21 protein-coding genes are annotated in these 25,096 nt (G+C 59.3%); 9 read left to right on the top strand and 12 right to left on the bottom strand.

Annotation, left to right across the window (positions count from 1 at the left end; translation table 11 throughout):
* Positions 1–34: 34 nt before the first annotated feature.
* On the bottom strand, positions 35–289 hold the full coding sequence (locus BJ928_RS29505) for a hypothetical protein (protein ID WP_047634486.1): 255 nt from the start codon (positions 287–289) through the stop codon (positions 35–37).
* 194 nt (positions 290–483) lie between these two features.
* Between BJ928_RS29505 and BJ928_RS29500 the strand changes: the two genes are divergently transcribed.
* The 6 genes from BJ928_RS29500 to ugpC all read left to right on the top strand — a co-directional run bounded on the left by BJ928_RS29500 (position 484) and on the right by ugpC (position 6,565).
* Positions 484–1,179: a FadR/GntR family transcriptional regulator gene (locus tag BJ928_RS29500; RefSeq protein ID WP_047634488.1), complete on the top strand. Its 696-nt coding sequence runs from the start codon at positions 484–486 to the stop codon at positions 1,177–1,179.
* Positions 1,176–2,342: a PLP-dependent transferase gene (locus BJ928_RS29495; RefSeq protein WP_047634489.1), complete on the top strand. Its 1,167-nt coding sequence runs from the start codon at positions 1,176–1,178 to the stop codon at positions 2,340–2,342. Before BJ928_RS29500 ends, BJ928_RS29495 begins: the two co-directional genes overlap by 4 nt.
* A gap of 40 nt (positions 2,343–2,382) precedes the next feature.
* A complete protein-coding gene (locus BJ928_RS29490; RefSeq protein WP_047634490.1) occupies positions 2,383–3,642 on the top strand; it encodes a sugar ABC transporter substrate-binding protein in 1,260 nt (419 codons plus the stop codon).
* Positions 3,643–3,732: 90 nt separating this feature from the next.
* Positions 3,733–4,668 (top strand): sugar ABC transporter permease, encoded by a 936-nt coding sequence (locus tag BJ928_RS29485; protein ID WP_047634491.1) that lies wholly within the window; start codon positions 3,733–3,735, stop codon positions 4,666–4,668.
* Between the two features lie 3 nt (positions 4,669–4,671).
* Entirely contained in the window at positions 4,672–5,502 is an 831-nt protein-coding gene (locus tag BJ928_RS29480) for a carbohydrate ABC transporter permease (protein WP_047634493.1), read from the top strand.
* A gap of 4 nt (positions 5,503–5,506) precedes the next feature.
* On the top strand, positions 5,507–6,565 hold the full coding sequence (gene ugpC / locus BJ928_RS29475; RefSeq protein WP_047634494.1) for a sn-glycerol-3-phosphate ABC transporter ATP-binding protein UgpC: 1,059 nt from the start codon (positions 5,507–5,509) through the stop codon (positions 6,563–6,565).
* A 21-nt stretch (positions 6,566–6,586) separates the two neighbouring features.
* Here the strand turns inward: ugpC and BJ928_RS29470 are convergent, their stop codons facing one another.
* Entirely contained in the window at positions 6,587–7,732 is a 1,146-nt protein-coding gene (locus tag BJ928_RS29470; RefSeq protein ID WP_047634496.1) for a Xaa-Pro peptidase family protein, read from the bottom strand.
* 430 nt (positions 7,733–8,162) lie between these two features.
* Between BJ928_RS29470 and BJ928_RS29465 the strand changes: the two genes are divergently transcribed.
* Entirely contained in the window at positions 8,163–8,780 is a 618-nt protein-coding gene (locus BJ928_RS29465) for a hypothetical protein (RefSeq protein WP_047634497.1), read from the top strand.
* A 284-nt stretch (positions 8,781–9,064) separates the two neighbouring features.
* Here BJ928_RS29465 and BJ928_RS29460 read toward each other — a convergent pair whose 3' ends face one another.
* The 10 genes from BJ928_RS29460 to BJ928_RS29415 form a co-directional block, all read right to left on the bottom strand.
* On the bottom strand, positions 9,065–9,694 hold the full coding sequence (locus BJ928_RS29460) for a glutathione S-transferase family protein (protein WP_047634498.1): 630 nt from the start codon (positions 9,692–9,694) through the stop codon (positions 9,065–9,067).
* Positions 9,695–10,428: 734 nt separating this feature from the next.
* On the bottom strand, positions 10,429–11,694 hold the full coding sequence (locus BJ928_RS29455; protein ID WP_047634499.1) for an ATP-binding protein: 1,266 nt from the start codon (positions 11,692–11,694) through the stop codon (positions 10,429–10,431).
* Positions 11,691–12,422, bottom strand: a complete 732-nt coding sequence (locus BJ928_RS29450) for a response regulator transcription factor (protein ID WP_047634605.1) — start codon at positions 12,420–12,422, stop codon at positions 11,691–11,693. Before BJ928_RS29450 ends, BJ928_RS29455 begins: the two co-directional genes overlap by 4 nt.
* Positions 12,423–12,660: 238 nt before the next feature.
* On the bottom strand, positions 12,661–13,722 hold the full coding sequence (locus BJ928_RS29445) for a hypothetical protein (protein ID WP_047634500.1): 1,062 nt from the start codon (positions 13,720–13,722) through the stop codon (positions 12,661–12,663).
* A gap of 15 nt (positions 13,723–13,737) precedes the next feature.
* The gene (locus BJ928_RS29440) at positions 13,738–15,063 is read right to left on the bottom strand and encodes a glycosyltransferase family 1 protein (RefSeq protein ID WP_052227861.1); all 1,326 of its coding nucleotides are present in this window, start codon (positions 15,061–15,063) and stop codon (positions 13,738–13,740) included.
* Positions 15,064–15,101: 38 nt separating this feature from the next.
* Entirely contained in the window at positions 15,102–15,965 is an 864-nt protein-coding gene (locus BJ928_RS29435) for an FkbM family methyltransferase (protein WP_047634501.1), read from the bottom strand.
* 92 nt (positions 15,966–16,057) lie between these two features.
* On the bottom strand, positions 16,058–17,230 hold the full coding sequence (locus BJ928_RS29430) for a polysaccharide biosynthesis/export family protein (RefSeq protein WP_047634502.1): 1,173 nt from the start codon (positions 17,228–17,230) through the stop codon (positions 16,058–16,060).
* Between the two features lie 57 nt (positions 17,231–17,287).
* Entirely contained in the window at positions 17,288–18,301 is a 1,014-nt protein-coding gene (locus tag BJ928_RS29425; protein ID WP_047634503.1) for an AraC family transcriptional regulator, read from the bottom strand.
* Between the two features lie 649 nt (positions 18,302–18,950).
* Positions 18,951–19,685, bottom strand: a complete 735-nt coding sequence (locus BJ928_RS29420; protein WP_082011955.1) for an ATP-binding cassette domain-containing protein — start codon at positions 19,683–19,685, stop codon at positions 18,951–18,953.
* Positions 19,682–20,887 carry a capsule biosynthesis protein gene (locus BJ928_RS29415; protein WP_047634504.1) on the bottom strand — a complete coding sequence of 402 codons (1,206 nt, stop codon included), beginning with the start codon at positions 20,885–20,887 and terminating at the stop codon, positions 19,682–19,684. Before BJ928_RS29415 ends, BJ928_RS29420 begins: the two co-directional genes overlap by 4 nt.
* Positions 20,888–21,540: 653 nt before the next feature.
* Here BJ928_RS29415 and BJ928_RS29405 point away from each other — a divergent pair.
* The gene (locus tag BJ928_RS29405; protein ID WP_047634508.1) at positions 21,541–23,655 is read left to right on the top strand and encodes a capsular polysaccharide biosynthesis protein; all 2,115 of its coding nucleotides are present in this window, start codon (positions 21,541–21,543) and stop codon (positions 23,653–23,655) included.
* Complete coding sequence (locus BJ928_RS29400) at positions 23,652–25,019, top strand: glycosyltransferase family 1 protein (RefSeq protein WP_047634509.1); 1,368 nt, start codon at positions 23,652–23,654, stop codon at positions 25,017–25,019. The genes BJ928_RS29405 and BJ928_RS29400 overlap by 4 nt, the downstream gene beginning before the upstream one ends.
* The last annotated feature ends 77 nt before the right edge of the window (positions 25,020–25,096 follow it).

Below are 25,096 nucleotides of genomic sequence, written 5' to 3'. Positions count from 1 at the left end.
TTGCGGGGCTTTTTTCTTTTCTGCGGCTGCCTGTTCAGCGTCGTGGCTCGCCGCCGGGCGCATAGACGGTGTCCTGCTCGAACGGAAAGACCGAGCCGCAACGGCAACGGATCATGTGCTTGCGCGGATCGGTAGACGGCCTTTCCGTGGAAAATCCCCGCGGCATCTCGTCTATCTTGAAATCACGGCCGACCGCGCGGCGGTCGTCGGTTTCCGAGACTTCGGCAAACCCGGCATGATCGCATTTCGCGCATTCCAGCTTTCGTGAATATCGATCTCTAGCGGCCATTCTTTTCCAGTCCGGGACTCATATCACGCCCCTTCTATCAGCGCTGCCAGCACTCTTGAAGGCCGCAAACGACCTTCATCACTACCCGCTTAAATCCCCTTAAAAATTTAAGGGCCGGAAAATGCAAGCTTCAACAAAAAAGAGATTGACCTGATGGCAGATGTCAGACCAATTTATCGCCCATGAGGAGACCAATGCTTACCCCCCTTCCGTCCATTGATCGGACGCAACAAGTCATCGAAGCGCTGACGACATTCATCGAAGCGTCGAAGCTGCAGGCTGGCGAGAGATTGCCGACTGAACGAGAACTGATGGCGGCGCTCTCGGTGGGACGCTCGACCATTCGCGAGGTGATCACCTATTTCCAGGCCCTCGGCGTCATGGAAACCCGCAAGGGGAGCGGCACCTACCTGCTAAAGCCGGTTTCCAAGTCGACCATCCACATGCCTCTGTCTCTCGACCCGTCGCACCTGCGCGACGCGCTCTTACAGACGCTGGAGGTCCGTCGCGGCATCGAATGCGAGGCCGGAATGGTGGCCGCAAGAAAGCGCACCGACGAGGATATCGTCGTCATCGAGCAAAAGCTCAACGAGATGGAGCGCGTTCACATGGCCAAGGGCACGTCGGGGCCGGAGGATCTCGCCTTCCACCTCGCCGTCTACGACGCCACCCACAACCCATTGTTCCGCCAGCTTCTCGAACAGATGCGCGAAACCTTCGAGCGCTTCTGGGATCATCCCTTCGACCGACAGGATTTTGCCCGCCGGTCCTTCCCCTATCACCGCACGCTGTTCAACGCGATCGTTGATCGAGACCCCGAGGCGGCGCGCGCCGAAACACAGAAAATCCTCGACGTTGTCGAGGAAGACATCAAGGAAATGTCCAAATGACTGACGGGCTTGAGCCGTTCGAACTCGCATCTCTTATCACGGCCCATGACGACGGTAACTTCGCCGATGCCGTGGTGCCACCGATCTTCCAGACCTCGCTTTTCACCTTCTCGAGCTACGACGAGATGATCGCCTCCTATCGCGGTGAAAAAGTGCGACCGACCTATACGCGCGGCCTCAACCCGACGGTGCGCCTGTTTGAAGAAATGCTGGCGAAGCTCGAAGGCGCAGAAGATGCGCTCGGTTTTGCAAGCGGCATGGCGGCGATCTCGTCTGCCGTGCTGAGCTTCGTCGAGCCGGGTGACAGGATCGTTGCGGTCAAGCATGTCTATCCCGATGCCTTTCGCCTGTTCGGCACCATTCTGAAGCGCATGAAGGTCGAAGTCACCTATGTCGATGGCCGCGATGAAGAGGCCGTTGCCAAGGCGCTTCCTGGCGCCAAAGTCTTCTACATGGAAAGCCCCACAAGCTGGATCATGGAAGCGCACGATGTCGGCGCACTGGCCGCTCTTGCGAAGCAACATGGTGTCGTTTCCATGATCGACAACAGCTGGGCCACTCCCTATTTCCAGCAGCCGCTGAAACTCGGCGTCGACCTCGTCATCCATTCCGCCTCGAAATATCTCGGTGGCCATAGTGACGTCGTTGCCGGCATCGTCGCGGGATCGAAGGAGATGATCGCGCGGCTGAAGGCCGAAGCCTATCCTTATCTCGGCGGCAAGCTTTCGCCCTTCGACGCGTGGCTCCTGATCCGCGGCCTGCGCACCCTACCGATCCGCATGAGGGCGCATGAAGCCGCTGCTATGACGATCGCCAAGCGCTTGCAGGAGCTCGATGTCGTCGAACAGGTCTGCCATCCGGGCCTGGCGAACCGCCTGCCCGCCGGCTTGAACGGAACGTCGGGCCTTTTCTCCTTCATCTTCCGGGAAGGTGTCGATGTCAGAGCCTTCGCCGACCGTCTCAAGCTTTTCAAGCTGGGTGTCAGCTGGGGCGGGCATGAGAGCCTGATCGTGCCGGGTGAAGTCGTGCTGCAGCAGAAGGCGCAGCCGAACTCGGCGCATACGTTTGGCATCGATCCGCGTTCCGTACGTCTCCATATCGGCCTCGAAGGAACCGAGGCTCTGTGGAAGGAACTCGAGGAGGCGATCGCCGCCGCCTCGTGAAATCGTCAATCTGAGAGGAAAACCTAAAAGGGGAACCAACATGAAAAGACTGATAACGGCAGCACTCTTTACCGCCCTGATGGGCGGCACGGCCTTTGCCGATACGACGCTGAAGCTCGTGGAAGTGATCACCAGCCCCGAGCGTACCGAAACGCTGAAGTCGATCGTCGCCAAATTCGAGGCCGAAAACCCGGGCACGAAGGTCGACATCATCTCCCTGCCCTGGAACGAAGCCTTCCAGAAGTTCGCCACCATGGTTTCGGCCGGTGACACGCCCGACGTCATGGAAATGCCTGACACCTGGGTATCGCTCTACGGCAATAACGGCATGCTCGAAAGCCTCGAGCCCTACCTTGCCAAATGGGAGCACACGAAGGAACTGACCCCGCGCGCGCTCGAGCTCGGTCGTTACGTGAAGAACACCGCCTATATGCTGCCCTACGGCTTCTATCTGCGCGCCATGTTCTACAACAAGAAGATCCTGAAGGATGCCGGCGTCGCCGAACCGCCGAAGACGATGGACGAATTCGTCAAGGCATCGGAAGCCATTTCGAAACTGCCCGGCAAATACGGCTACTGCATGCGCGGTGGTCCGGGCGGTCTCAACGGCTGGATGATCTTTGCTGCCTCCATGGCCGGCGACAATAAATATTTCACGGATGATGGCACCTCGACGATGAACAGCCCCGGCTGGGCCAAGGGCATTGAGTGGATGGTCGATCTCTACAAGAAGGGCTATGCGCCGAAGGACAGCGTCAACTGGGGCTTCAACGAAGTCGTGGCCGGCTTCTATTCCGGCACCTGCGCCTTCCTCGACCAGGACCCGGATGCCTTGATCGCCGTTGCCGAGCGCATGAACAAGGACGATTTCGGCGTCGCGCCGCTGCCGAAGGGTCCGGACGGCAAATCCTTCCCGACCATCGGTTACGGCGGCTGGTCGATGTTCGCCAACAGCCAGAACAAGGATCTCTCCTGGAAGCTGATCGCAACGCTCGAAGGACCGGAAGGCAACCTCATCTGGAACAAGAAGATCGGCGCGCTGCCGGCTTATACCGCGGCTGAGAAGGACCCCTTCTACGCCGGCGACCAGTTCAAGGGCTGGTTCCAGGAATTGGCCGACAAGGACACCGTTCCGACCGTGATGCCGACCTATCTCGAAGAGTTTGCCTTCTTCAAGGATTCGCTCGCCATCAAGACTTCGCAACAGGCCATGCTCGGCGACATCTCGGCCAAGGACCTCGCCGACCAGTGGGCGGATTATCTGACCAAGGCCCAGCAGAAATTCCTCGCCAAGAAATAACCTAAACGTCCGGCGGCGGAGCGATCCGCCGCCGTTCCTGCTCATTTGAAACAGACGGCGTCAGAACGCCGCGAACGGGAACTCTTGCAGATGACTTCGATCGCCGACACGCTCGACAGGCGTCACGACCGCAGGCCGTGGCTGAAGCGCCTCGCCGACGCCTCGGAACCCTATCTCTATAGCGCCCCTGCCCTTATCCTCATCATTGCCGTGATGCTGGTGCCGCTGGCGATCGGCATATCCTATGCCTTTCGCGACATACAGCTGCTCAATCCGTTTTCCGGCGGCTTCATCGGCCTGGATCATTTTCGCGATCTCGCCAAGGACAAGGCCTTTTATTGGGCGCTGAAGAACACGCTCTGGTGGACCGGCGCTTCGGTGCTGCTGCAGTTCGTTTTCGGATTGATCCTGGCGCTTCTGTTGGACAAGCCGTTCTTCGGGAGGTCGATCGTTCAGGCTCTGGTGTTCCTGCCCTGGGCGGTTCCGTCGTTTCTCGCCGGTCTCAATTGGTCCTGGCTATTCAACCCCGTCATCGGCCCGATACCGCACTGGCTTTACGCGCTGGGCCTGATGAGCGAACCGAACAACATTCTGTCGGACCCGAATTATGCGATGTGGGGGCCGATCGTCGCCAATGTCTGGTGGGGCATTCCCTTCTTCGCCATTACGCTGCTGGCGGCGCTTCAGGCGATCCCTCGCGATCTCTACGAGGCCGCGTCGATCGACGGCGCCGGCTGGTTCGAGCGCTTCCGGTCGATCACTCTTCCCTTCCTCGCGCCGACCATCGCCATTACCGTGCTGCTGCGCACGGTCTGGGTCTCCAACTTCGCTGACTTGATCGTGGTCATGACCGGCGGCGGGCCTGCGGACCGTACGCAGATCGTTGCGAGCTACATCTTCACGCAGGCCTTCAAGCGACTGGATTTCGGCTACGCTTCGGCAATCGCCCTGGTGCTGCTGGTGCTGCTCCTCGCCTATTCCATGCTGATCATCCTGCTGCGGCAGACCCTGCTGAACAAGGATTGAATCATGAGACGATCCGTCCTTCCCATCATCGCGCATCGCTTGGCAATTCTCTGCTACGTCCTCTTCGCGCTCTTTCCGCTCTTCTGGCTGCTGAAGGTCTCGGTGACGCCGAACGACCTGCTCTATACGGAAGGCGTGCGCATGTGGCCATCGCGCACGACCTGGGAACATTACGCCTTCGTGCTGCAGCACAGCGACTTCCCAACCTTCTTCAAGAACAGCTTGATCGTCGCCGGTTCGACGGCGATTGCGGTCACGATCTGCGCGTCACTGTCAGGCTATGCGCTTTCGCGATTCAACTTCCGCGCCAAATACTGGATCGTGGCGCTGATGCTGCTGACGCAGATGTTTCCATTGGTCATGCTCGTCGCCCCGATCTTCAAGATCCTGACGCCGCTGCACCTGACGAACAGCCTGACCGGGCTCGTCATCGTCTACACGGCCTTCAACGTGCCCTTCGCCACCTTTCTGATGCAGTCCTTCTTCGACGGCATTCCGAAGGATCTGGAGGAGGCCGCGATGATCGACGGCGCAACGCAGTTCACCGCCTTCCGGCAGATCATCCTGCCGTTGACCCTGCCCGGCATCGCCGCAACGCTCGGCTTCGTCTTCACGGCGGCGTGGAGCGAGCTGCTCTTCGCGCTGATGCTGATCAACGGCAACCAGGCCGCCACCTTCCCGGTCGGGCTTCTCACCTTCGTCTCGAAATTCTCGGTGGATTTCGGGCAGATGATGGCGGCGGGCGTCATGGCGCTCATTCCGGCCGCGCTCTTCTTCCTGCTCATCCAAGGCTATCTCGTGCAGGGCCTGACGGCCGGCGCGGTCAAGGGTTAGTCAAATGGCATCGATCGATATTCAGAACGTCAAGAAAGCCTACGGCCACGTGCAGGTGCTGCACGACATCGATCTCAGGATCAAGGACGGCGAATTCGTCGTTCTCGTCGGCCCCTCCGGATGCGGCAAGTCCACTCTGCTGAGGATGATTGCCGGCCTCGAAGACATCAGCGGCGGCGAAATCCGCATTGCCGACAACCGCGTCAACGAGCTGCATCCGAAAGACCGGGATATTGCCATGGTCTTCCAGTCCTATGCGCTCTATCCGCATATGAATGTGGCCGGCAACATGAGCTACAGTCTGCGGCTGCGGAAAGTGGCAAAGGATGGCATCGCCAAAGCTGTCGCGAATGCCGCATCCAAGCTCGGTCTCGACCCGCTGCTGGAACGCCGGCCGAAGGCGCTCTCCGGCGGCCAGCGGCAGCGTGTAGCCATGGGCCGCGCCATCGTGCGGCAGCCGAAAGCCTTTCTCTTCGACGAGCCGCTTTCAAACCTCGACGCACGCCTGCGCGAGCAGATGCGCGCTGAAATCAAGAAGTTGCATGGCGATCTCAAGGCGACCTCGATCTATGTTACCCACGACCAGATCGAGGCGATGACGCTGGCGGACCGGATCGTCGCCATGCATGGCGGGGTGGTTCAGCAGGTCGGCAGCCCGCTCGAGCTCTACGACCACCCCGCCAATCTCTTCGTCGCCGGCTTCATCGGCTCGCCGGGGATGAACTTCCTCGACGCAACCTTTGACGGCAACGGCGTGAAGCTCAAGGACGGCACGCTCGTTTCGCTTCCCGAGCCGCTGAAGCTGGCCAACGGTGCGAAGGTGACGCTCGGCATTCGGCCCGAACATGTCGTGCTGTCGTCCAATCCGTCCGACATGGCAGCCAATGTGGAGCTGATCGAGCCCACCGGCTTCGGCATCATCCTGCATCTCTCGCTGCATGGTTTGCCGTTCAAGGTGTTCACGCTGGATCGCAGCGCTCTGAGCGCCGGCTCGCAGGTGAATGTCGCCTTTCCGGCGCAGCATCTTCATGTCTTCGATGAGGAAGGAAAAAGGGCGGCTTGACGGCCGCCCTCTTCGAAATTCTCAGTTCGCAAACGGTTCTGTCGGCCCGCTGGACGGCTGCGTAAACCAGTGCGGCCCATCCGGCGTCATGTAAATGTGGTCTTCCAGCCGGATGCCGAATTTCTGCGGAAAGACGATCATCGGCTCGTTTGAGAAGCACATGCCGGCCGCGAGTTCGGTCGCGTTGCCGCGCACGATGTAAGGCTCCTCGTGAATTTCGAGGCCAAGGCCGTGACCGGCGCGATGCGGCAATCCAGGCAGCTTGTAGTCCGGTCCGAGCGAATGTCTCGCCAGCACGGCGCGCGCCGCGTCATCCAGGCTGGAGCAGGCAGCACCCAGCTTTGCAGCGTCGAAAACGGCCTGCTGCGCCTCGCGCTCGATCGCCCAGGCATCTTCGAAGGCGCTGTCGCCGCTCTTCAGCTTGTATGTGCGGGTCAGATCGGAATGATAGCCATCGATACGCGCTCCCGTATCCACGAGAATGACATCGTCGTCGCCAAGCGTCTGATCGCCATCGGCGCCATGAGGTAATGATGTGGCTTCGCCGAAAGACACGATGCAGAAGGTGGAACCGCCATGGGCGCCCGCCTCGCGGTGACGCCGATCGATGAACTCGACCACTTCCGACGCGCGAATTCCCGGCTTCAACAAGGCGTGGGCCTGCCTGTGCACATCGAGCGTCAGGTTCATCGCATATTGAATGAGCGCGATTTCTGCCGGAGACTTGATCCGGCGCAGGCCGCTGATGATCGGCCCGCCATTGACAAGCCTTTCGGCTCCAAGCTCGCTCGCCAGCGCATTATAGAAGTAAAGCGGCATATTGTCGTCGAGCGCCAGGGTGCCTACGCTTCCGAGCACACGGGCGATCAGCGCCGCACTGCTCTCCTCCTCCTGCCATTCGAGGATCTCGGCCGGTAGATGCGACAGGGTTTCGACCCGGCTGCGCTCGAAGCCCGGTACGATGTAATAGAGCCCCGTCGGCGTCACCAGCGCGCCCAGAAACCGCTCGCTCGCATGCCAGACGAGCCCGGTAAAATAACGCAGGCTTTCGGTCGGCCCGAGCAACATGCCGGCCAGCCCCTGTGCATCGAGCAACTTTCGAAGCCTCGAAAGGCGCTGCTGCCTCTCCTCTTCAGTGATCTGGGGTACTGGATGTTGCCACGACATTCCTACTCTCCTCAATAACTTTGCCTTATATTCATCCATCGCCACACAGGCGGAATTGCGCCGACATTATCGCTCCCGCGGTCATCATGTCGACAAAGAAAATGCAAGAGAATCGCAACTGCCTTCCCCGACGATTGCCGCCGTGTTCGACCGCCAAATTATCTGACAGAGCGAAGGCTGTCTCGATGGCTCACTGCCTCCATCAAAAGCGCGCCGTGGGGTGTCGCCCTGCCCGCCGCAAACGCCCGCCGCAGACTTATTCTCCGGCTGTGCAATAACGTAAATTGTAAGAAAGTATTGCCATCGATCCATCAGCAAACTTCGTTCGCAATATTCCCTTTGCGAGAAATATTCCGAAATATAATGACGTACTGCGTTCATACGAAGCGCCTAGCCTTCGCAACAGTTATTCGTAGCGAAGGCATTGATTATGAAGAAACGACTTATCGTCGCAACTTTATTGATAGCGGCAATCGGCGGCGTAGCCGCTTCGGCCTACGCGGCAGGCCCGGATGGCGCCCCAGACCCGCAAGGAGCGGCAGACGCACAGACCGTGCAGCCCGATCCGGCCGGCCCGCCACCACCCGGCTGGTATCCGCAAGGCCGGCGTCCCCAGTGGCCGATGATGGGTTTTGGCGGTGCGTTCATTCCGCCTGGCTTTCCGCACAGGCCGAATCCGGCGCTGATGATTGCTGGCAAATTGTCGGCGCTTGAAACGTTGGTCGGCATCCGCAGCAGCCAGCTCGATGCCTGGAGAGACTATACGAGTGCCCTGATGGACTTCCTGACGCCTCCGAAACACGAGCAGCCCGACCCGGCGGACGCCGACGATGCCGACGCTCCTCGGGCCGATCACGGCGGCGATGGACAGGTACAACTCTTCGGAGAGCGCCTGGCCGATCGCGCGCTCGATCGTGCCGCCAAGGCCAAGGTTCTCAAGGACAAGGCTCTTGCCCTGCGCAATGTTCTGACGGCCGATCAGCTCGCAAAGCTGGAAGACGTTGAGCGTTCACTCGTCCCCCCGGGCGGCCCGCGCCCGTTCCATTGATCGACAGAGGAGGGCTTCCGCAACAAGAATCCCTCCCCGTTTCTCTGCAGACCATCTCCCCTCCGCCTCCAATCATTAGAGATCCCCCCGGACGCCCCTATTGGTTGGAAGGAGCGGCCCATCGAAGGGTCGAATGGTCCGGGAACGCCCCGCCCGGCGCTCCCGGACTACTCGCGCCCAGACACCGCCGCCTCCTTCACTGAAGCGATCAGATCGAATTCCGATAGACCTTAGCCTGCCGGGGGGTGTCCTGCGGCTATAGCGACGCTATCGCGCCAGGATTCTCAACCATCAGCGGCTGCGAAATACGCCATCTGACCGTCATAGGCTCTTTTGAAAGCAGGCCGCGCGCAGGCGCGATCGACGTAGGCGCGCATGGCCGGAAAATCGCCGGCAGCCTTCACTTTCGGAACGCGAAGCACCTCCGTCATCAGAATATCAGCGACGGTAAATCGTCCGGCGGCAAGCCACTCGCGTTGTTCCAGTACGGCTTCCAGGTGCTGCAAGCGCTGGAGCAGCCAGCCTTCGAGTGGATTGTTCTCGGTCTTGGAAAGACCAATGAACCACCACGGCACAGTCACCATCTCCATGGAGTTGAGCGCGGCAATGGTCCATTCCAGCGTCTCGGCGTCGCCCGCGGCATCGCGCGGCATCAGCTTTTCACTTTTACGCGCCAGATAGAGAAGGCATGCGCCGCTCTCGAACATCTTGAGGCCGTTGTCCTCGAGGAAGGGCACTTGGCCAAAAGGTTGGCGCGCAAAATGCCCCGGCCCACGGTTCTTGAACGGCACGGACCTCATTTCATAATCGAGATCGGCCTCTTCGCAAGCCCAGCGCAACCTGATGTCTCGCACGTGGCCACGAGGACCTGGCGGCACCCAGTCATATGTCCAGATCGTCAACGCTCCGGTCATGCAGCATCTCCCTTGGCATGATCCACAGCCGGCTCCACCCGGCCGTTCAACTCCAGTGCGGAAGTTTATCGCGCCAGACGCTGATTGTCATGATCGAGAGCGCCGCGGTCTAAGATCGTATCAGAGAAATGCTCTATCCCTTTGCTTTCACTCAACTCCGCAGGCAATCACGTTTCGTGATTTCGCGGAAATCGCCGCAGCCGTCACGCGCACAGCGGGCGCTTGGATGTTCTTGCTGGGCGGGATTACTTGGGAAAGAGCGCGCTCTACGGCGCAAAGCAATCCGGCTTCGCCATTCGTGTTGGGGGCGTCATGGCGAAGCCGGGTATGCGGGGCGATCAAAGCCTGCTCGAGCCAAGCTGCTGATCGACCACAACTTTACATCAGTTACGGGCGCGAACATTTCCGAACATTGCCGAAACAAGGCATTTTGGCGAAATTTGGTGTCTCGGCTTTTCTATTGAGATCGATCTATTTAGAAATCACTACAATATTACTATCAATATTGCATTATGTAGAATTTTCGACAGTTTCGCGCAAGTAAAGCCTTCTTTACGATGCCAATATGCCGTGACCGCCTCTGCATTCCGGGCAGGCAGGCTGCGACTCAGTGATGTACGGTTTGTGCTGCGCGCGCCAGAGCATCCGCGCTCTTCTTCGAATCGCAAAAACGCCCTGCCCTTTTGTTTCGAATGGTTCGGATGAAAACTGCTCAGCAATCCTGCTGAAAGTCTCTAGCCTGCGGCCTTTGTCTCGGCGTTCTTAAATGAGACGACCTGTTCCAGGCCTCGCGGCTGACGGTTTCGCACCGTGATTTCGCCCTCGAACCGGGTGATGATCTCACGCGCGATGGCCATGCCCAGACCGGCGCCCGGAAAAGATCTCTGCCTTGCTATGTCGATGCGGAAGAACGGTTCGAATACCTGGTTGAGCCGATCTTCGGGAATGCCAGGCCCCGTGTCCACGATCCGAACGACTGCCCTGTTGCCGAGATGCGTCACAGTTACCGTCGCCGACTGCCCATGCGTCGCCGCATTGATGAGCAGATTTCGCAAGGCCCTGGTGACGGCGAGCGGGCCTGCGTGGATCGTCGCCTGCTCCAGTTCGCCGCTCGCGACGTTCATGTCGATCGCCTTCAGCTCCGTGACGATGTCGTCGACTATCATATCAAGCCTGACCTGTTCCAGACTATCCTTGGAAATCTCTTCCCGGACAAGCCTTATGGCGCTGTCGGCGATCCTGTCGAGCTCCTCGAGATCGGCAAGCCACTTGCGCCGCTCCTCTTCATCCCGAATGAACTCCGCCCGCAGACGCATCCGGGTCATTGGCGTTCGCAGATCGTGTCCGGCGGCGGCAACGAGCCGCATGCGGCTCTCGGTGGCTGCCTTCACCCGGGCCGACAGGCCATTGAGCGCCTGCGCGGTCGCTCGAATTTCACCCGGACCGCTTTCTGCTATATGCGGCAGGGTGCCATCGGGATTGACCGCCGCAACCGCCTCTTCCAGCAAACGTAGCGGCTTCATAATCTTCGAGGCCGCGAAGATGGATACCAGCACGCTGCCGATGATGATGAGACCGAGCCACCCCACGAGGATCTTCCATCCTCCCGGCGGCGGCCCATGCTGCGGCATCGGCATGATCAGCCAATTGCCATCAGAGAGCTTCAGCGATGCGATCATTTCGCCAGTCGATTGACGCGCTATGATTGCCTGCCGCATGCCTGAGATGCGAAGCAGGGCTTCCATCAGGAAGCGGGATAGCTCCTGGTCGCCCTCGCCTTCTGCCGGCACGGGCGTAACGACCAGTCCCGCCGCCGTCGCGGCGGGCCGATCCTTTTCCGCGAAGGTTGCGAGGATGGAAAGCTGCCTGGCCATCCGCTCGACGGTCATGTCCGGACGCGGACCACGCATGACGAGACTTGCCACGAAAGACGAGGAAATCACGACAAGGACAATGGCTGTCATCAAAAGCAGCGCCAGTCGGGCGCCGAGCGACCTCATGAATCGCCTTTGACGGCGGTTACCGGAACGACCAGCTGGTATCCGCCATTGCGGATCGTTCTGAAAATCGGATCTTCCACGGTTTCTCCGAGCTTGCGGCGTAGCCGGCTCATCAGCACGTCGATGGATCTATCGGCAGGATCGCGATCGCGCCCCTGCGTCAGATCGAGTAGTTGATCCCGCGACAGCAGCCGGCCCGCCCGCTCCAGGAATGCCTTGAGCAGATCGAATTCGGCGCCCGTCAGCGAAATCACCTCACCGCTGTCTCTACTAACCCGGCGAAGTTGCGGATCAAGCATCATATCGGCGAACTGATAGCGTCTTTGCTCCGGTTCCGACGAGGAATCCTCGTTCGTACGGCGCAGGACGGCACGGATGCGTGCGGCCAGTTCTCTTGGATTGAACGGCTTGCCGAGATAATCGTCGGCGCCGATTTCAAGACCGAGGATGCGATCTATATCCTCTTTCAGTGCCGTCAGCAGAATAACCGGCACGCGGGGGCGGCGGTTTCGAAGATCCCGGCAGAGATCGAGGCCAGAGCCATCGGGGAGCATCACATCCAGAACAAGAAGATCAGGCTGACGGCGATTGAGCGCATCGTTGCAACCGCGAAGATCGCTTGCCGTCGACACGCGAAAGCCCTGCTCCTCGAGATATCGGCTGAGGAGCGAACGTATTTCGTGATCGTCATCAACTATCAGAATATCCGGTGCGGCGCTCGCGTTCATGGGCTTCATTCCGTTTTCTCAACTCTTATACAAACTATCGCTTCCCTGAAAAGAAGGGTTTTGCGGCGTCAATACGGAAAATTCGCGCCAGGAAACATTCGTTTACAAAATTCCGGGCGTCGGAAATGTTGGGTAACAGAATAATCCGCCAGAGACGAAACTCGTGGAGAAAGTGGCATCCACGCGGCGAATTCTGCGCTCACCAGCGGCCCGTTAATGACACCTGCGATTCTACCTGTCAGGCCGCTCGCAGCCACTCGACATTCCAGGCGGAGAGCCGCCCTTCGATCGCGCCGCTGTCCATCATCACTCGGATTTCGATCGGCGCACGCGGATCGGTCACATCCACAGGCACTGCGGCTTCGAAGGAGCCGGTGCCCTGCGGGCAGACCCGCAAGCTTCCAAGCAATTCTGTAGCATGCACCTCAACGGTGAAGATTTGCCCGTGGCAGTCTTCATCGACATCGAAAATGAATTTCGCATTCCAGCGCCCCGGTGGCAAATGAAGATAGGGGCCATAGATGAGGCAACGGGCTCCCCCGGCCAGATCGACAAGATTGTCCAGGGCGTGTCCCAAACTATCGCCAGAGAGAAATGCCTCCTGTGGCCAGAAGATGGTGCCGCCCGAGTTCTCCCGTCGTCCGAACTCCAGAGGACAAAGAATCTTCCTCGCCGTCTCACGCAGCGCTTCGCTGACTTCCGGCACCACCTCTCGCGGCGTCAAGTATCCTGCGATGACAGCCGCGGCAGCCTCCTCCAGCTTCGGCGCGTTGGCGAGCAATGGCTGCCCGGAGGGCGACATCGACATGCCGACCTGCAGCAGCGCATTGGCGATCTGCTCCAGTTTCAGATCGGTGCTGAGGTGCCTGTCGATGGTCTTCAGAAGCAGGTCTATGCCGCTGCTTTGATCGACGTCATTGCGGCGCAAGACGAGCGCTCCGGAGGCGCCCGCGAGCGGCTCGAGGCAGGCAAGGCTCGCCGAGACCACCCTTACCAGACCGATATCCCGCTGCTCGGTCGCCCGGGCGAGATAGGAAACCGCATCGACAGGATCCTCGAGAAACAGCAGAAAGGGCACATTGACCCGAAGGATCAGCTCCGAAAGCTTGGGTTCGGGAAACTGCGAGACGAGTACGGCATTCTTGCCCGACTGCGCGACGACATGCTGCCTGAGCTCGTCAACCGTATCCGTCGCGATGATCGCATAATCGCCGAAGGCCTCACGCGCAAGAGCATGAACCGCGGCGACGCCCCAGGAGGACATGACGCCAGGCATGCCGAACGCAAAGAGGATGGTCATGGCCAACTCCTCCGACTATCCGTTGAGAAGGGTATCATAGAGCGTGCCCACCTTCTGCTGATATCGATCCGGTGAGAAGCGGGCTGCCTGCCTGGGGCCGGACTTGGCAAAGGAGGCGCATAGCCCGTCATCCTGATCCAGGCTAACGATCGCCTTGCGCATTTCCTCGGTGTCGTAGGGGTCGACCAGCAGCGCCGCGTTCCCGGCGATTTCGGGGATAGAACCTTCGGTGGAGCTCAGGACCGGCGTTCCGAGCTGCATGGATTCGAGCACCGGCAGGCCGAAGCCCTCGTATAGCGAGGGAAACAAGACCGCACGCGCTCCCCTGATCAGGCTGATGAGCAAAGGATAGGAAACGAAGTCGAAGCGCTGGATCTGCCGTTGCGGCAGGATGCGGTCTTCTGCGCGAAGATAGAAACGGAAGCGATCGTCATCAATGAGCTGCTGTGTCTCCGCACCCTTCCACCCCGGCGCGCCGACGATAATGAGCGGCTTGGTCGTCTTCGCAGCAAGATATGCTTCGATCAGTCGCGAGATATTCTTCTTCGGTTCGAAAGCGCCGAAGAACAGGAAATAGCCTTTCCAGTCGAGATGAAAGATGCCAGCGATCTCGTCGGCAATCACATCGGCTGGCTTCTCGCGAAGCCACTCCGGCACGTGAACCGCCTGATAGGTATTGCTGACCCGCGCCTCGTCCGCGCCGAGAACCTTGATGATATCGGCACGCGAAGTTTCGGACACGGTCACGATATGGTCAGCGCGCCTGACCAGCGAGCGCAGCATCTTGTAGTGATAGCGTTTGTCGTCCTCGGTCAGATAGGGCAGCCGCAACGGAACCAGATCGTGAATCGTGTAGACGTTCAGCGCCCTCTTCGCCGCGATCGGCATCGGATAGGTGCAGTGAAGAAGATCCGGCTGCGCATCGAATTTCATTGTAAGATTGTTGCCGTAGCGCTTGAAATGATAACGCGCGAGTTGAAACAGATCGTTGGCGGCGTAGACGGTATCGGATACACCGAATTGCGATTGCAGCGATCTCAGGATGACCGTGCCGCTCAATGGAATGGCAACCGGCTTGATGCCGAACGGAGCCGCGACGCGCCGACGCAGCCAGCGCCGGCCAACCGCGATCGCGCCGGGGACGCGAGCGCTGGCATCGTCGAACAACAAAACCTCCCGCAAGACCGGGTCCTTCGGGACGTTTCCGGGAATTCCGTGGACGACGCCGGTCTGATAGCCGAGGGACTGGGCTGTTGACATCAGGCTGCGCGTGTAGGTCGCAACACCCGTACCCTTCTTTAGGGAAAGATTAAGGCCGTCGTAGAGGATCGTATGGCTCACTTCCGTCCCTCTCTTAATCTGGGCGCGCCTCCGCGCATTCAAGCCGGCCTGTCACGCGAAAGGACGAGGAGCGAGTCATCACCCCCGTAATTCGTAAGCAGATCGTCGCTCTTCATGGGAATGGCCTCACCGCTGAAATCCAGACGCCGCAGCGAGCCGTAGATGCCGGCAAGCCGCTCAAGAAAGCCGCGTGCGTCGACATAACGACCGGGATTGAATTCGACGACGAGCATCGGCTTGTGACGGGCAATGGTTTCGCCCATTCCCTCGATGATGGCCTCCTCCGCCCCTTCAGCATCGATCTTTATGAAGTCGACGCGCGAGCAAGTGCCGCTCAATCGGTCCAGCGTCGTCACGGGAACCTTGATGACCGCGCCATCCTCGGCGCGAGGCATGAATGTCTCCTCGACTATCAAAGCATTCTTCGGCTCGCTATGGGGAACGTAAAGAGATGCCTCGCCCGATATCGCCGCGCCGAGCGCCAACCTTTCAATCCTGGTCCGGCCGAGCAGCCCATTGAGTTCGACGCTGCGACGCAAGAAATCAGCGGCATGAGGATTGGGTTCGACGGCGATCAACTCGCCCTTGGCGCCCACGAGTTCAGCAAACAGAAGCGAGTAATAGCCGAAATTCGCGCCGACATCGATCGCGGTCATGCCGCGCTTGACATTACGGGCGCAGAACAGCGTCAGCCAGATTTCCCAGAAACCATCCAGGAGAACATGCGATCCGAACCCCCTGTCGCGGGTGTCGACATAAAGCTTGTAGCGGCCGAGTACACGCACCAGAGCCGTGTGATCTCCGAGATAGGCGCTGTTGACCCGCTGCAAGACGGCAGCCTCGGCCTGATGCCGGTCGAAGGCAATCAGCTCATGAAGATGTAGCAATGCCGAAGAACCCATTTCACCTCACTCGATCCAGCATGCCTTCTGTAGCCGGATAACATCATGAATTTTGTCGATCCCCGCGCGTCTCGTCCCTCCGTACGGTGTCCCTAGTTGGCCGTGGATGCAGCTATGCCGACCGACGCCGCTGACAGAGCAGTTCCGGTGACGCCCTGGAAGAGGCCCATGAATTTCTGGAAGTCGAGCGAGGACGCATTCGAAACGTAGATGATATCCTTCGGCTGGACTTCGAAGTTGCGCATAGCGAGCAGAGTGCCGCCGTTTTTCATGTCAAACCGATAAACGATCGGAACGGGGCCGCCCCTGCGCAGCAGCGGATTGCTGGGCGCAACGACCTGCCTGGCAATATCGAGCGGCTCGTAGCGGAAGAGAAAAACGCCCGAGACGTCGGCGCGGTTGTCCTGCAATCCGCCGGCGCGGGCGACGGCGTTTGCCATGGTCAAGTGCTGCACGCTAAAGGGCACTTCGCCATTCTGGGCCGATGCGCCAAGAATCGTATAGGTCATCGGATCACGGATGACAGTCACAACGTCCTCGGGCCGCAATCTTACGTTTTCGCGCGGATTTTGAACAATTGCGGTGAACGGCATATGCGCCGTGCGGCGCCCGCGTGTCAGATAAACGACGCTGTCGTTGACCGCGGCGCGCAACCCACCGGCTGCCGCGATGGCATCGAGCACACGGTCGCCGGCTGGCGATAGTGCCACGCGCGCGCCTCCGGCAACCTCGCCTGTCACGGTTACCGTATTCGATACGCTCTGCTGCACGGTCACTAGCGCTTGCGGCTGCACCGCCTTGCCCGTAAGGCCGGAGACCACGGCTCGTTCGACGCCAGCAGGCGTCTTGCCGACCGCGCTGATACGTCCGGCATAGGGGATGCTGATCGTCCCGTCGCTGTTGATGGTTTGCGGGGGAATGGTGACCGCGCTCCCGGTCGCTTGTTGCTGTCCCGAAGCGCTTGACGCCGTGCCGAACAGGCTTCCCGGCGGCGCCTCCCACAAGCTGACGGAGACGATGTCGCCGACGGCGATTCTCACGCCCGGATCGCGCGCGCCCTCACCGAACGCGGCCGCAAAGCTCGCCTCGGGGCGAGATGCGCTTCTGACCATCGCCGTCGATGTCACGTCGACCAGTGCGAAGGGCGGCACGGTGGTTGCCGCCGCCTCCTGCAATATGCGGGAGGCCTTGGGACCGGCCTCCGGTAATGCACAGCCCGTAAGAACGCAGGCGAGAACGCACAATAGTCCGAACTTCAACGGCATCGACGATCCTGAATGGCATGGAGACAGTTTTGAATAGGCATCATAGTGCCAGGCAGGCTAGGCCGTTCCAGCATCGTCGCTGCGCTCCCGGGTAAAACGAAGGATCGATGAAGGACTGGAGCCGTAGGCGTGTTTGTAGAGAACGGAGAAGCGCCCAGGATTGGAGAATTGCAGGCTCATGGCGAGATCGGTGATGCTTTCGGCCTGGCCGCCCTTGATGGCGCCATGTGCAGCAGCCAGCCGATAGTTGCAGAGTATTGCCATTGGCGTATCGCCGCGATAGGTCCTGAACATGCGCTGCAGCGCACGCGGGCTGCAGCTCGCAGCGTTTGCGAGATCCTCAAGCATGATGGCGTTGTGCAGATTGTCACGCATGAATGCCTCTGCCCTCAGAAGCTGCCGCGGTGCATTTTCCAGCGTGCCGCGATTGAAGGCATCGGAGAGATTGTGAGGCAGCTTGGCAAACAATTTGACGAGTAAGAGCTCGCTATATGCCTTAGCGAGCATCATCCGTTCGGTTTGGCGGGCGGTCGTCAAATCCTTTTCGGCCTGACGCAGCGTTTGATAAAGCCCTTGCGCCCCGCCTTGGCGGAAGCTCACCGGCGCCAGCGCGAATTCCTGTACGTAAGGTTTGCCGGTCAGTTCTTCGAAATGCTGTCTGATCACGGCTTCCGGTATCTGGAAGAGCAACCACGAACTGCGCGGCTTGATCTCCAGCCGCTTGCCGGCGCGATCGCTGATGCTGGCGACATTGTTGGCGGGAATGCGCAGGGATTTATGCATCCGCCGATGATTGATTTCAATCTCTCCGGCTAGAACGAAGACGATGCTGACGCGGGGCAGATCCTGTTTTGCAACCCCTTCCAGCCCGGCCGAATGCTCGGCGCTTATGATCGATGCCGATTGGAGCGGTTGCTTGCTGAACTTGAAGGAATAGTCGCCGGAGGTTTCCGAGGGGACCGTCCATTTCCAGTTTGGCTCGAGCACGTCGAGATTGCGAATGATTGCATCACGGGAGTAGACCTCGAAAGTACCAATGCATTGCTCGACAACTCTTTCCAACATCGCCATCCGCTAATCCTACTCAAAATCTCAGGTTGCATATTAGCTATCGCTAACACGTGATTTCTATCTAGGCTACATTTTTTCTAGCGTTCGTTACGACGACTCCGTTGTCTTGCTCCCGCAACCACCCCAAGATGCAGGATCGGTGAGCTTAAGTTGCATTATTAATTTTTAAATTAGCACGACGGATTTTAGCGCGACAGTACAGATAGTGACGATGTTATACAGAATCCTACCTCTTCAAGGCGCTGCCTCGAGTTGAATTCTTCAAGCGACCATATCGGACAAAATACATCGTTATCGGGTACTATATCCAGTGCATCTACTGGCCCAGGTTGCGGAATTAGTTACCAAATTATATGGCAAGACCTCTAGAGTTCCCGCTACGATTACATATCAACAAAAAGAGCGGAGCAAGTGCAGGGCCGGAGAGATCTCTATTCCGGCGGCAATTAGGATAGCGCGATTGTTGCAGTTTATCTAATATATTATGTGGCTTAGCCGCAGGAATTCCCGATCGTCCCCAATGCGATCCGCCTCGTGCACGCCGCCCACGGTCCGCCGGAAAGGTGCAACCCTAGCGTCCGATATTGTGTCAATTTTGTAAAACAGCCAGGTGTATTGCCATCGAAGCATGCAGCGCTACGCTACATGTCTACAATGTAGAGTAGATTCGAAACGCGGCTTCAATGTCGTCAAAGACCCGACCACGGCCGTTTTTCAACACCAACGCCGATTTGCACAGATCACCGATCACATTGAGATTATGTCCCACAATGATCATCGACCGATCCTTGCGCTTGACGAAAAGCTCTTCGAAACAGCGCGACTGGAAGCGTTTGTCGCCGACGGCCAATACCTCATCGATGAGGTAGCAATCGAAATCGATGGCAAGCGACATGCCGAAAGCAAGCCGCGCCCGCATGCCGGAGGAGTAGGTCCGGAGCGGCATGCGCAGATAGCGGCCGAGCTCGCTGAAATCCTCCACCACATCGCGAATCTCGTTGAATGGCTTGTTGTAGATTCGCGACAGGAAGCGCATGCAATCGAAACCCGTCATCGAGCCGCCGAACCCGCCGCTGAGGGCGATCGGCCAGGACATCGACATATTACGCACGACCCTGCCCGAAGTCGGCTCCTCTATCCCGGCGATCATGCGGACGAGTGTCGACTTGCCGGCTCCGTTGTGCCCGAGGACGGCGATCTTTTCGCCGCGGCCGATCTTGAATGTCACCCCGTCGACCACGCGGCGCATCCGTCCATTCACCTCATATTCCTTGACGAGATCAACCACACCGACAATGCCGTCTTCATGCCAGGTAAGCTCGTCTTTCGGCGCTAGCACGCCCGGAGAAGTGATTCGCGTGAGGCTGGAGGGAACATCGGTCATTGCTGGGTTGCATGCTCGTAAACCTGGATCACGAAGAAGCGCACGATCCAGAATGTGGCAAAACAGACGGCAAGCAACATCAGAAACGAACCAAGACGTTTCGGATAGAGTGCATGGTCGGGCAGATTCGGATTAGCGATCCGCTCCAGATACAGTTGTTGTCGCTGCGCATCGATCCTGGCATTTTCCAGAGAGACGGTTGCCGATGTCAACATCTTCGCCGCCATTTCCCGCTCCAGCAGCAGCTGCTCATACTGCGCGATGCGCGGCGCCATCGAGCCGTCGCTGCCGACGATGCGCGCCCGTTCGTCGCTGATCTGACGCTCCATCGCCGCCACGCGCGCTCGAAGCGCCTCGCCCTGCGGGCTTTGCGGCGCCTGTTCTTCAAGTGCCAAAAGACGTGCCTTGCTGTCGGCCAGATCATCCGAAAGCCGAGCAATCATGTCCAGAGCGGCCGACGATTGCTTGTTCGGATCGACAAGCGCCTCCCGATTGCGAAAATCCGTCAGGCTCTTCTGCATGTTGGACAGCCTGACCTGGCTGTCGTTCACCTCGATTTGAGCGTAGTGAATCGCGTCCTCGCGGGCGCGATCGTTAAGACGGTTGATGAGCTCTTCGGCGTGCTGAACGAGCGCATTGGCCAGGTGATAGGCATCCTCGGCGCGAAATGCGCGAACGTCGAGCGTCGTCACACCGCTGCCGCTATCGGTGCGCACCGTAATGAATCGAAGATAATGCTGATAAAGCTCCTCATTATTGCTTTCGGCCCAAGGCAGCGGATATCGGCTGAGGAAATCTCCTTCCGGTCGGGACAGGATCTCCTTCAGCCGATTCTGCTCTACCAAGGCATCCACGGCTGCGCGCGACTTGATGAACTCAGTGACGATGAAGCTGTCGTCCTGCGCGCGAACGAACCCGGTGCTCTGGAGGAAGCCACTGAGCAGCCCTGCAGCATTCCTGTTGGGGCTGCGCACCACGAACTGCGTTTCCGACACATATTGATCCGAGCATATGAAACCGTAGTAGATCGCCCCAAGCAGGCCGGGCACGACAACGATCAGCAACAGGAGTGCCTGCGCGCGAAGCCACCGTGCAACGAAACGGGGCCAGAATACAGGTTGGCCTATGACAACGCCCGATGAACGCGCATCCACCAGCGTAACGAAATCGACAAATTCCTTGTTATTCTCGATGCGACTCATCTGCGACCATCAAATCTCTATTGGAATAGCCTAAACCATTCCGCAGCCGCCTTTCCCAGGCCCGACCAGCCTTCTGCAACCTGCCGGTTTCCATCGTGTCCGACCGACGTCCGGGTGACATGCACGGCGATTTCGAAGACAATTTACTTCAAAAGAGATTCCCATATATCCTTGGAAAGTCAAATATAATTCCGCAAATTTGAAATTTTTACATTTGGAAACAAGAATAATTTGCCTTCTGTCGCAATTAATACTTTGGCGACGCGATCCGTATGGCGAGGCGAAATTGTGGCAGCAATAACTTTCCTTCCATTAGCTATTTCTCACTTATTGCTGATCCAAGGAATTCGGAATGGGAAATCTCGGAGGCACCTCGAAGCATGTCGGCAACAAGCTTGCGTCGGATCATTGCGGCGCCTCGCCGTTTGGCAGGTTCCGCAGGCGCTTGTTGAAAGAAGTTGTGCGAGGACTTCTTGGCCCTAGCTCCGCCTGGCACAGCAAAGGCGTATTGGCGCTATTCTCAGAGATCATCCCGCCGCAACCGCTCCCCATGTCCCCCAAGGCGGTGCCGGTCGTGATCGAACATTGCAGATCGCCTCGCTCAAGCATCGGTCATCGCTCCTAGAGGGCATTTTTGGGGGACTTACATAAACATGGATTCGAAGTTCTTTCCCCAGAAGACGCAATTCTCGGCCGCAAGAGCAAGCGACCGGCCGTCCTGGTTGCCCCCAACCAACGCACGGCTGCTCGCCTTCCTACCGACACGTCAGCGGTTCCCCCTGATGGGTCTCGCTTTCTCCGCATCGCTGAAGCCCATCGAACTGACGATGGGCGCTGCCGATGGTGTCGTCGGCTGGGGGGATGGGCCGCTCAATCGCCTCGCACGCCTCTATGCGCGACTGCTGCGCCTGCCCTTCTGGGCAGTCGAAGGCGGTTTTCTCCAATCCGCGGGTCTGGGCGCAGCGTCGCCGGTCTCCATCGTTGCCGACGACCTCGGCATTCATTTTTCCGCCCGTCAGCCGTCGCGATTGGAGGCATTGCTTCAAAATACGCAATCAGATGCGGACATTCAGCGGGCACGCGACCTGCGGCAATGGATCGTCCGCGAGCGGCTCTCCCAGGATGATCATCTGCGGGAGGGGACGGTTTCGCTTCGCCGAAGCCGTCGCCGACGCATCCTGCTTGTCGACGAAGTCGTGGGGGATCGCGCTGTTGACAGCGCAGGCGCCGATGCCGGGACCTTCGCGAGGATGTGGAGCACCGCTCTGGCCGAACGAAATACCGACCTCATCGTCAAGTGCCATCCCGAGGTCGTCGCGAGCCGGGCAAGAGGTTTTCTTCAACCGCTCGCTCGAACGGCCGGCGTACAATTTGTCGACCGCCCCATCTCGGCGCAATCCCTGCTGGATCAGGTGGACGAGGTCTGGACCGTGTCGAGCCCGCTCGGGCTGGAGGCGCTTCTGCGCGAAATACCCGTTGTCACCTTCGCCATGCCCGCCTATGCCGGCTGGGGACTGACGGCGGATCGTGCCGAAGGCGCGGTGGCGACAGCCGCTCGTTCTCGTCGCGGACGTCATGTCAGCATAGACGAATTTGCCGACGCAGCGCTCCTTCAATATTCCCGCTACGTCGATCCAGTCTCGCGCAGCCCGATCACTGCGGAACAGGCCGTCGAGCGGCTCCTTGCATGGCGTAGCCGCGCCCGCTCGCTTTCCGGCCGTTACCTTTGCGTCAATTTCTCGCTCCACAAACGGGCGGTCATGCGCCGCTATCTGACTAGCCCTCGATCGCAGATTCGGTTTGTGACCAATCCGACCGCCGCCGAAATCCAGAATGCCGACACGATCGTCCTTTGGGGAAATGCGAGCCCGCCGGAGGACCACATCATGCGAAAGCAAGGCAAGCGATTGCCAATCATCCGGGTCGAAGACGGTTTCATCCGCTCTTCCGGCCTCGGCAGCTCGCTTGTGCCTCCATCCTCGCTTTGCTTCGATGATCAGGGTATCTATTTCGACGCCTCCGCGCCAAGCCAGCTTGAGACGATCCTGAATAAGACGGTCTTCGACGAAGCGCTGCTGGCGCGGGCGCAGCGCTTGCGGCAGGCCATCGTCTCCATGGGCATTACCAAATACAATCTGCCGCCGCAGCCGGCACCGGATTATCGCGACCTGGCCAAGGGCCGCACCATCGTTCTGGTGGCCGGACAAGTTCCGAACGACGCCTCTCTGCGCTTCGGCAAGGCACGTCACCCATCCGATGTCGAGCTGCTGAAGGCCATCAGGCGCGCGAGGCCGAAGGCGTTCATCATCTATAAACAGCATCCGGATCTTCTGGCAAAGGCGGTCGGTCGCCATCCGCCGCCATCCCCTCCTCCGCAAGCTGCCGATCTCGTTATCGGCAATGTCGATCTGGACAATCTCCTCGGTGTCGTCGACGAAGTTCATGTCGCAACGTCGCAGATCGGGTTCGAGGCGCTGCTGCGGGAAAAGGAGGTTTGGTGTCATGGCCTGCCCTTCTACGCCGGCTGGGGCCTCACGCACGATACGGTCGTCTCCTTGAGGCGCAAGCGCATGTTAACACTCGACGCGCTCGTTGCAGGCACCCTCATCCTCTATCCGCGATACTGGTCGAACATCACCGATCTTCCCTGCGAGGCGGAAGACATCGTCGCCGAACTTTACCGCGCCCGCCAGGGTATGGCCCCCAATCCATCGCGCCGCCGCTGGCTGGCGCAGGCCATTCACATGATCGAGGCGCGAAAATCATGACGAAGCCCGTCGTTATGGATATTTCGCGGTTGATGGAGCGGGCGCATAGCCCGACTCCAACGGGCATAGATCGCTACGAACTTCATTATGCAAACTGGCTGAACGAGCGCCGCAAGCGGACGAGGCCAACTAATCTCGATGGCTTTCCCGAACCATCCTGGTTCGTCGAAACCGGACACAACAGCGCCATTACCGTTCCATCCGAACGGGCTGACAGGCTGGTCTCCATCCTCAACAGTCGCTGGGCGGCGAAGGAAATATCGCCCTCACAGGCCGCGCTTCTCGATCGCATCTTTGCCGCCATCGATGGCAAGATCCGGTGGCAGGCTGCAGCGGAAGTAAAGGCGGGTGAGGCACATACACAGACGCTGCGCAAGATCGCCCATGCCGTCGTCAACCACTTTGCCCATGGGTTGATGCTGCCGGACAAAGCCTCCTTCGTCCACGTATCACACAGCCGGCTGGAGCGGACCTCCGCCTTTTCCTGGCTCGGCGAGACCGACCGGAACGGCGTCTTCTATGTCCACGACCTCATTCCGCTGTCGCATCCGGAATTCGTCAGACCAGAAGAGCCGGAACGGCACCGCCGCCGTATGGAGACGGTGCTGAAACACGCATCGCTGGTACTCTGCAACTCTCAGGTAACGGCGCGCGCTCTGCGCACTTTCGCCCAGGAGAGCGATAAGACGCTTCCCTCGATCGCCGTGTTGCCGCCCGGCGTCGAGCAGTGCTTCCTGTCACCACCGACGGACATGGCGCGCCCGCGAATGCCGTATTTCGTGACGCTCGGAACGATTGAGCCGCGCAAGAACCACATTCTGTTGCTGCACCTGTGGCAATACCTCGCCGAACGCGACGGACCGATGGCTCCGCGGTTGGTGATCGTCGGCAAGAGAGGGTGGGAAAACAGCCACATTCTGGCAATGCTGGAACGATGCCCGGCGCTGCCGGGGCTGGTTATCGAGGTACCTGGCCTGGAGGATGCCGCACTGGCGCAGCTGGTCGGCGGCGCGGCCGCGCTTCTCGCCCCCTCTTTCACGGAGGGCTACGGCATGCCTGTCGCCGAGGCGATCGCACTCGGCACACCGGTCGTTGCCTCCAGCATCAGCGCCCATCGGGAGGCCGCGGCCGGCCAGCCGGCCATCTTCCTCGATCCGCTTGATGGGCTGAGCTGGAGAACTGCGCTCGATATGATCGCCACCTCGCCACAACGCCGAACCAGGCCGAGCGCCGTAAGCGGATGGGACACGCATTTCGACGATTTGGAGACGCTGATCGACACTGATCCCTCCGCTCGGCGCCACGCGGCCCAAAGGGCCTTGCGGCGGCTCGACAGAGCATCACCGTCGGCGGCGTTGCAGTGATCATCGCTTGGCGGGGGGAGGCAACAATGCAGGCGCAAGACAGCAACAAGGCAGATCAGGATCATCAGGAAAACGAG

Origin of the sequence: Rhizobium sp. WW_1 (genome assembly GCF_003610155.1) — a bacterium.
In the GTDB taxonomy this organism is placed as follows: Bacteria; Pseudomonadota; Alphaproteobacteria; order Rhizobiales; family Rhizobiaceae; genus Rhizobium; species Rhizobium tropici_A.
Note: the sequence above shows the minus strand (reverse complement) of the source record. Positions and strands in the feature narration are given on the sequence as shown.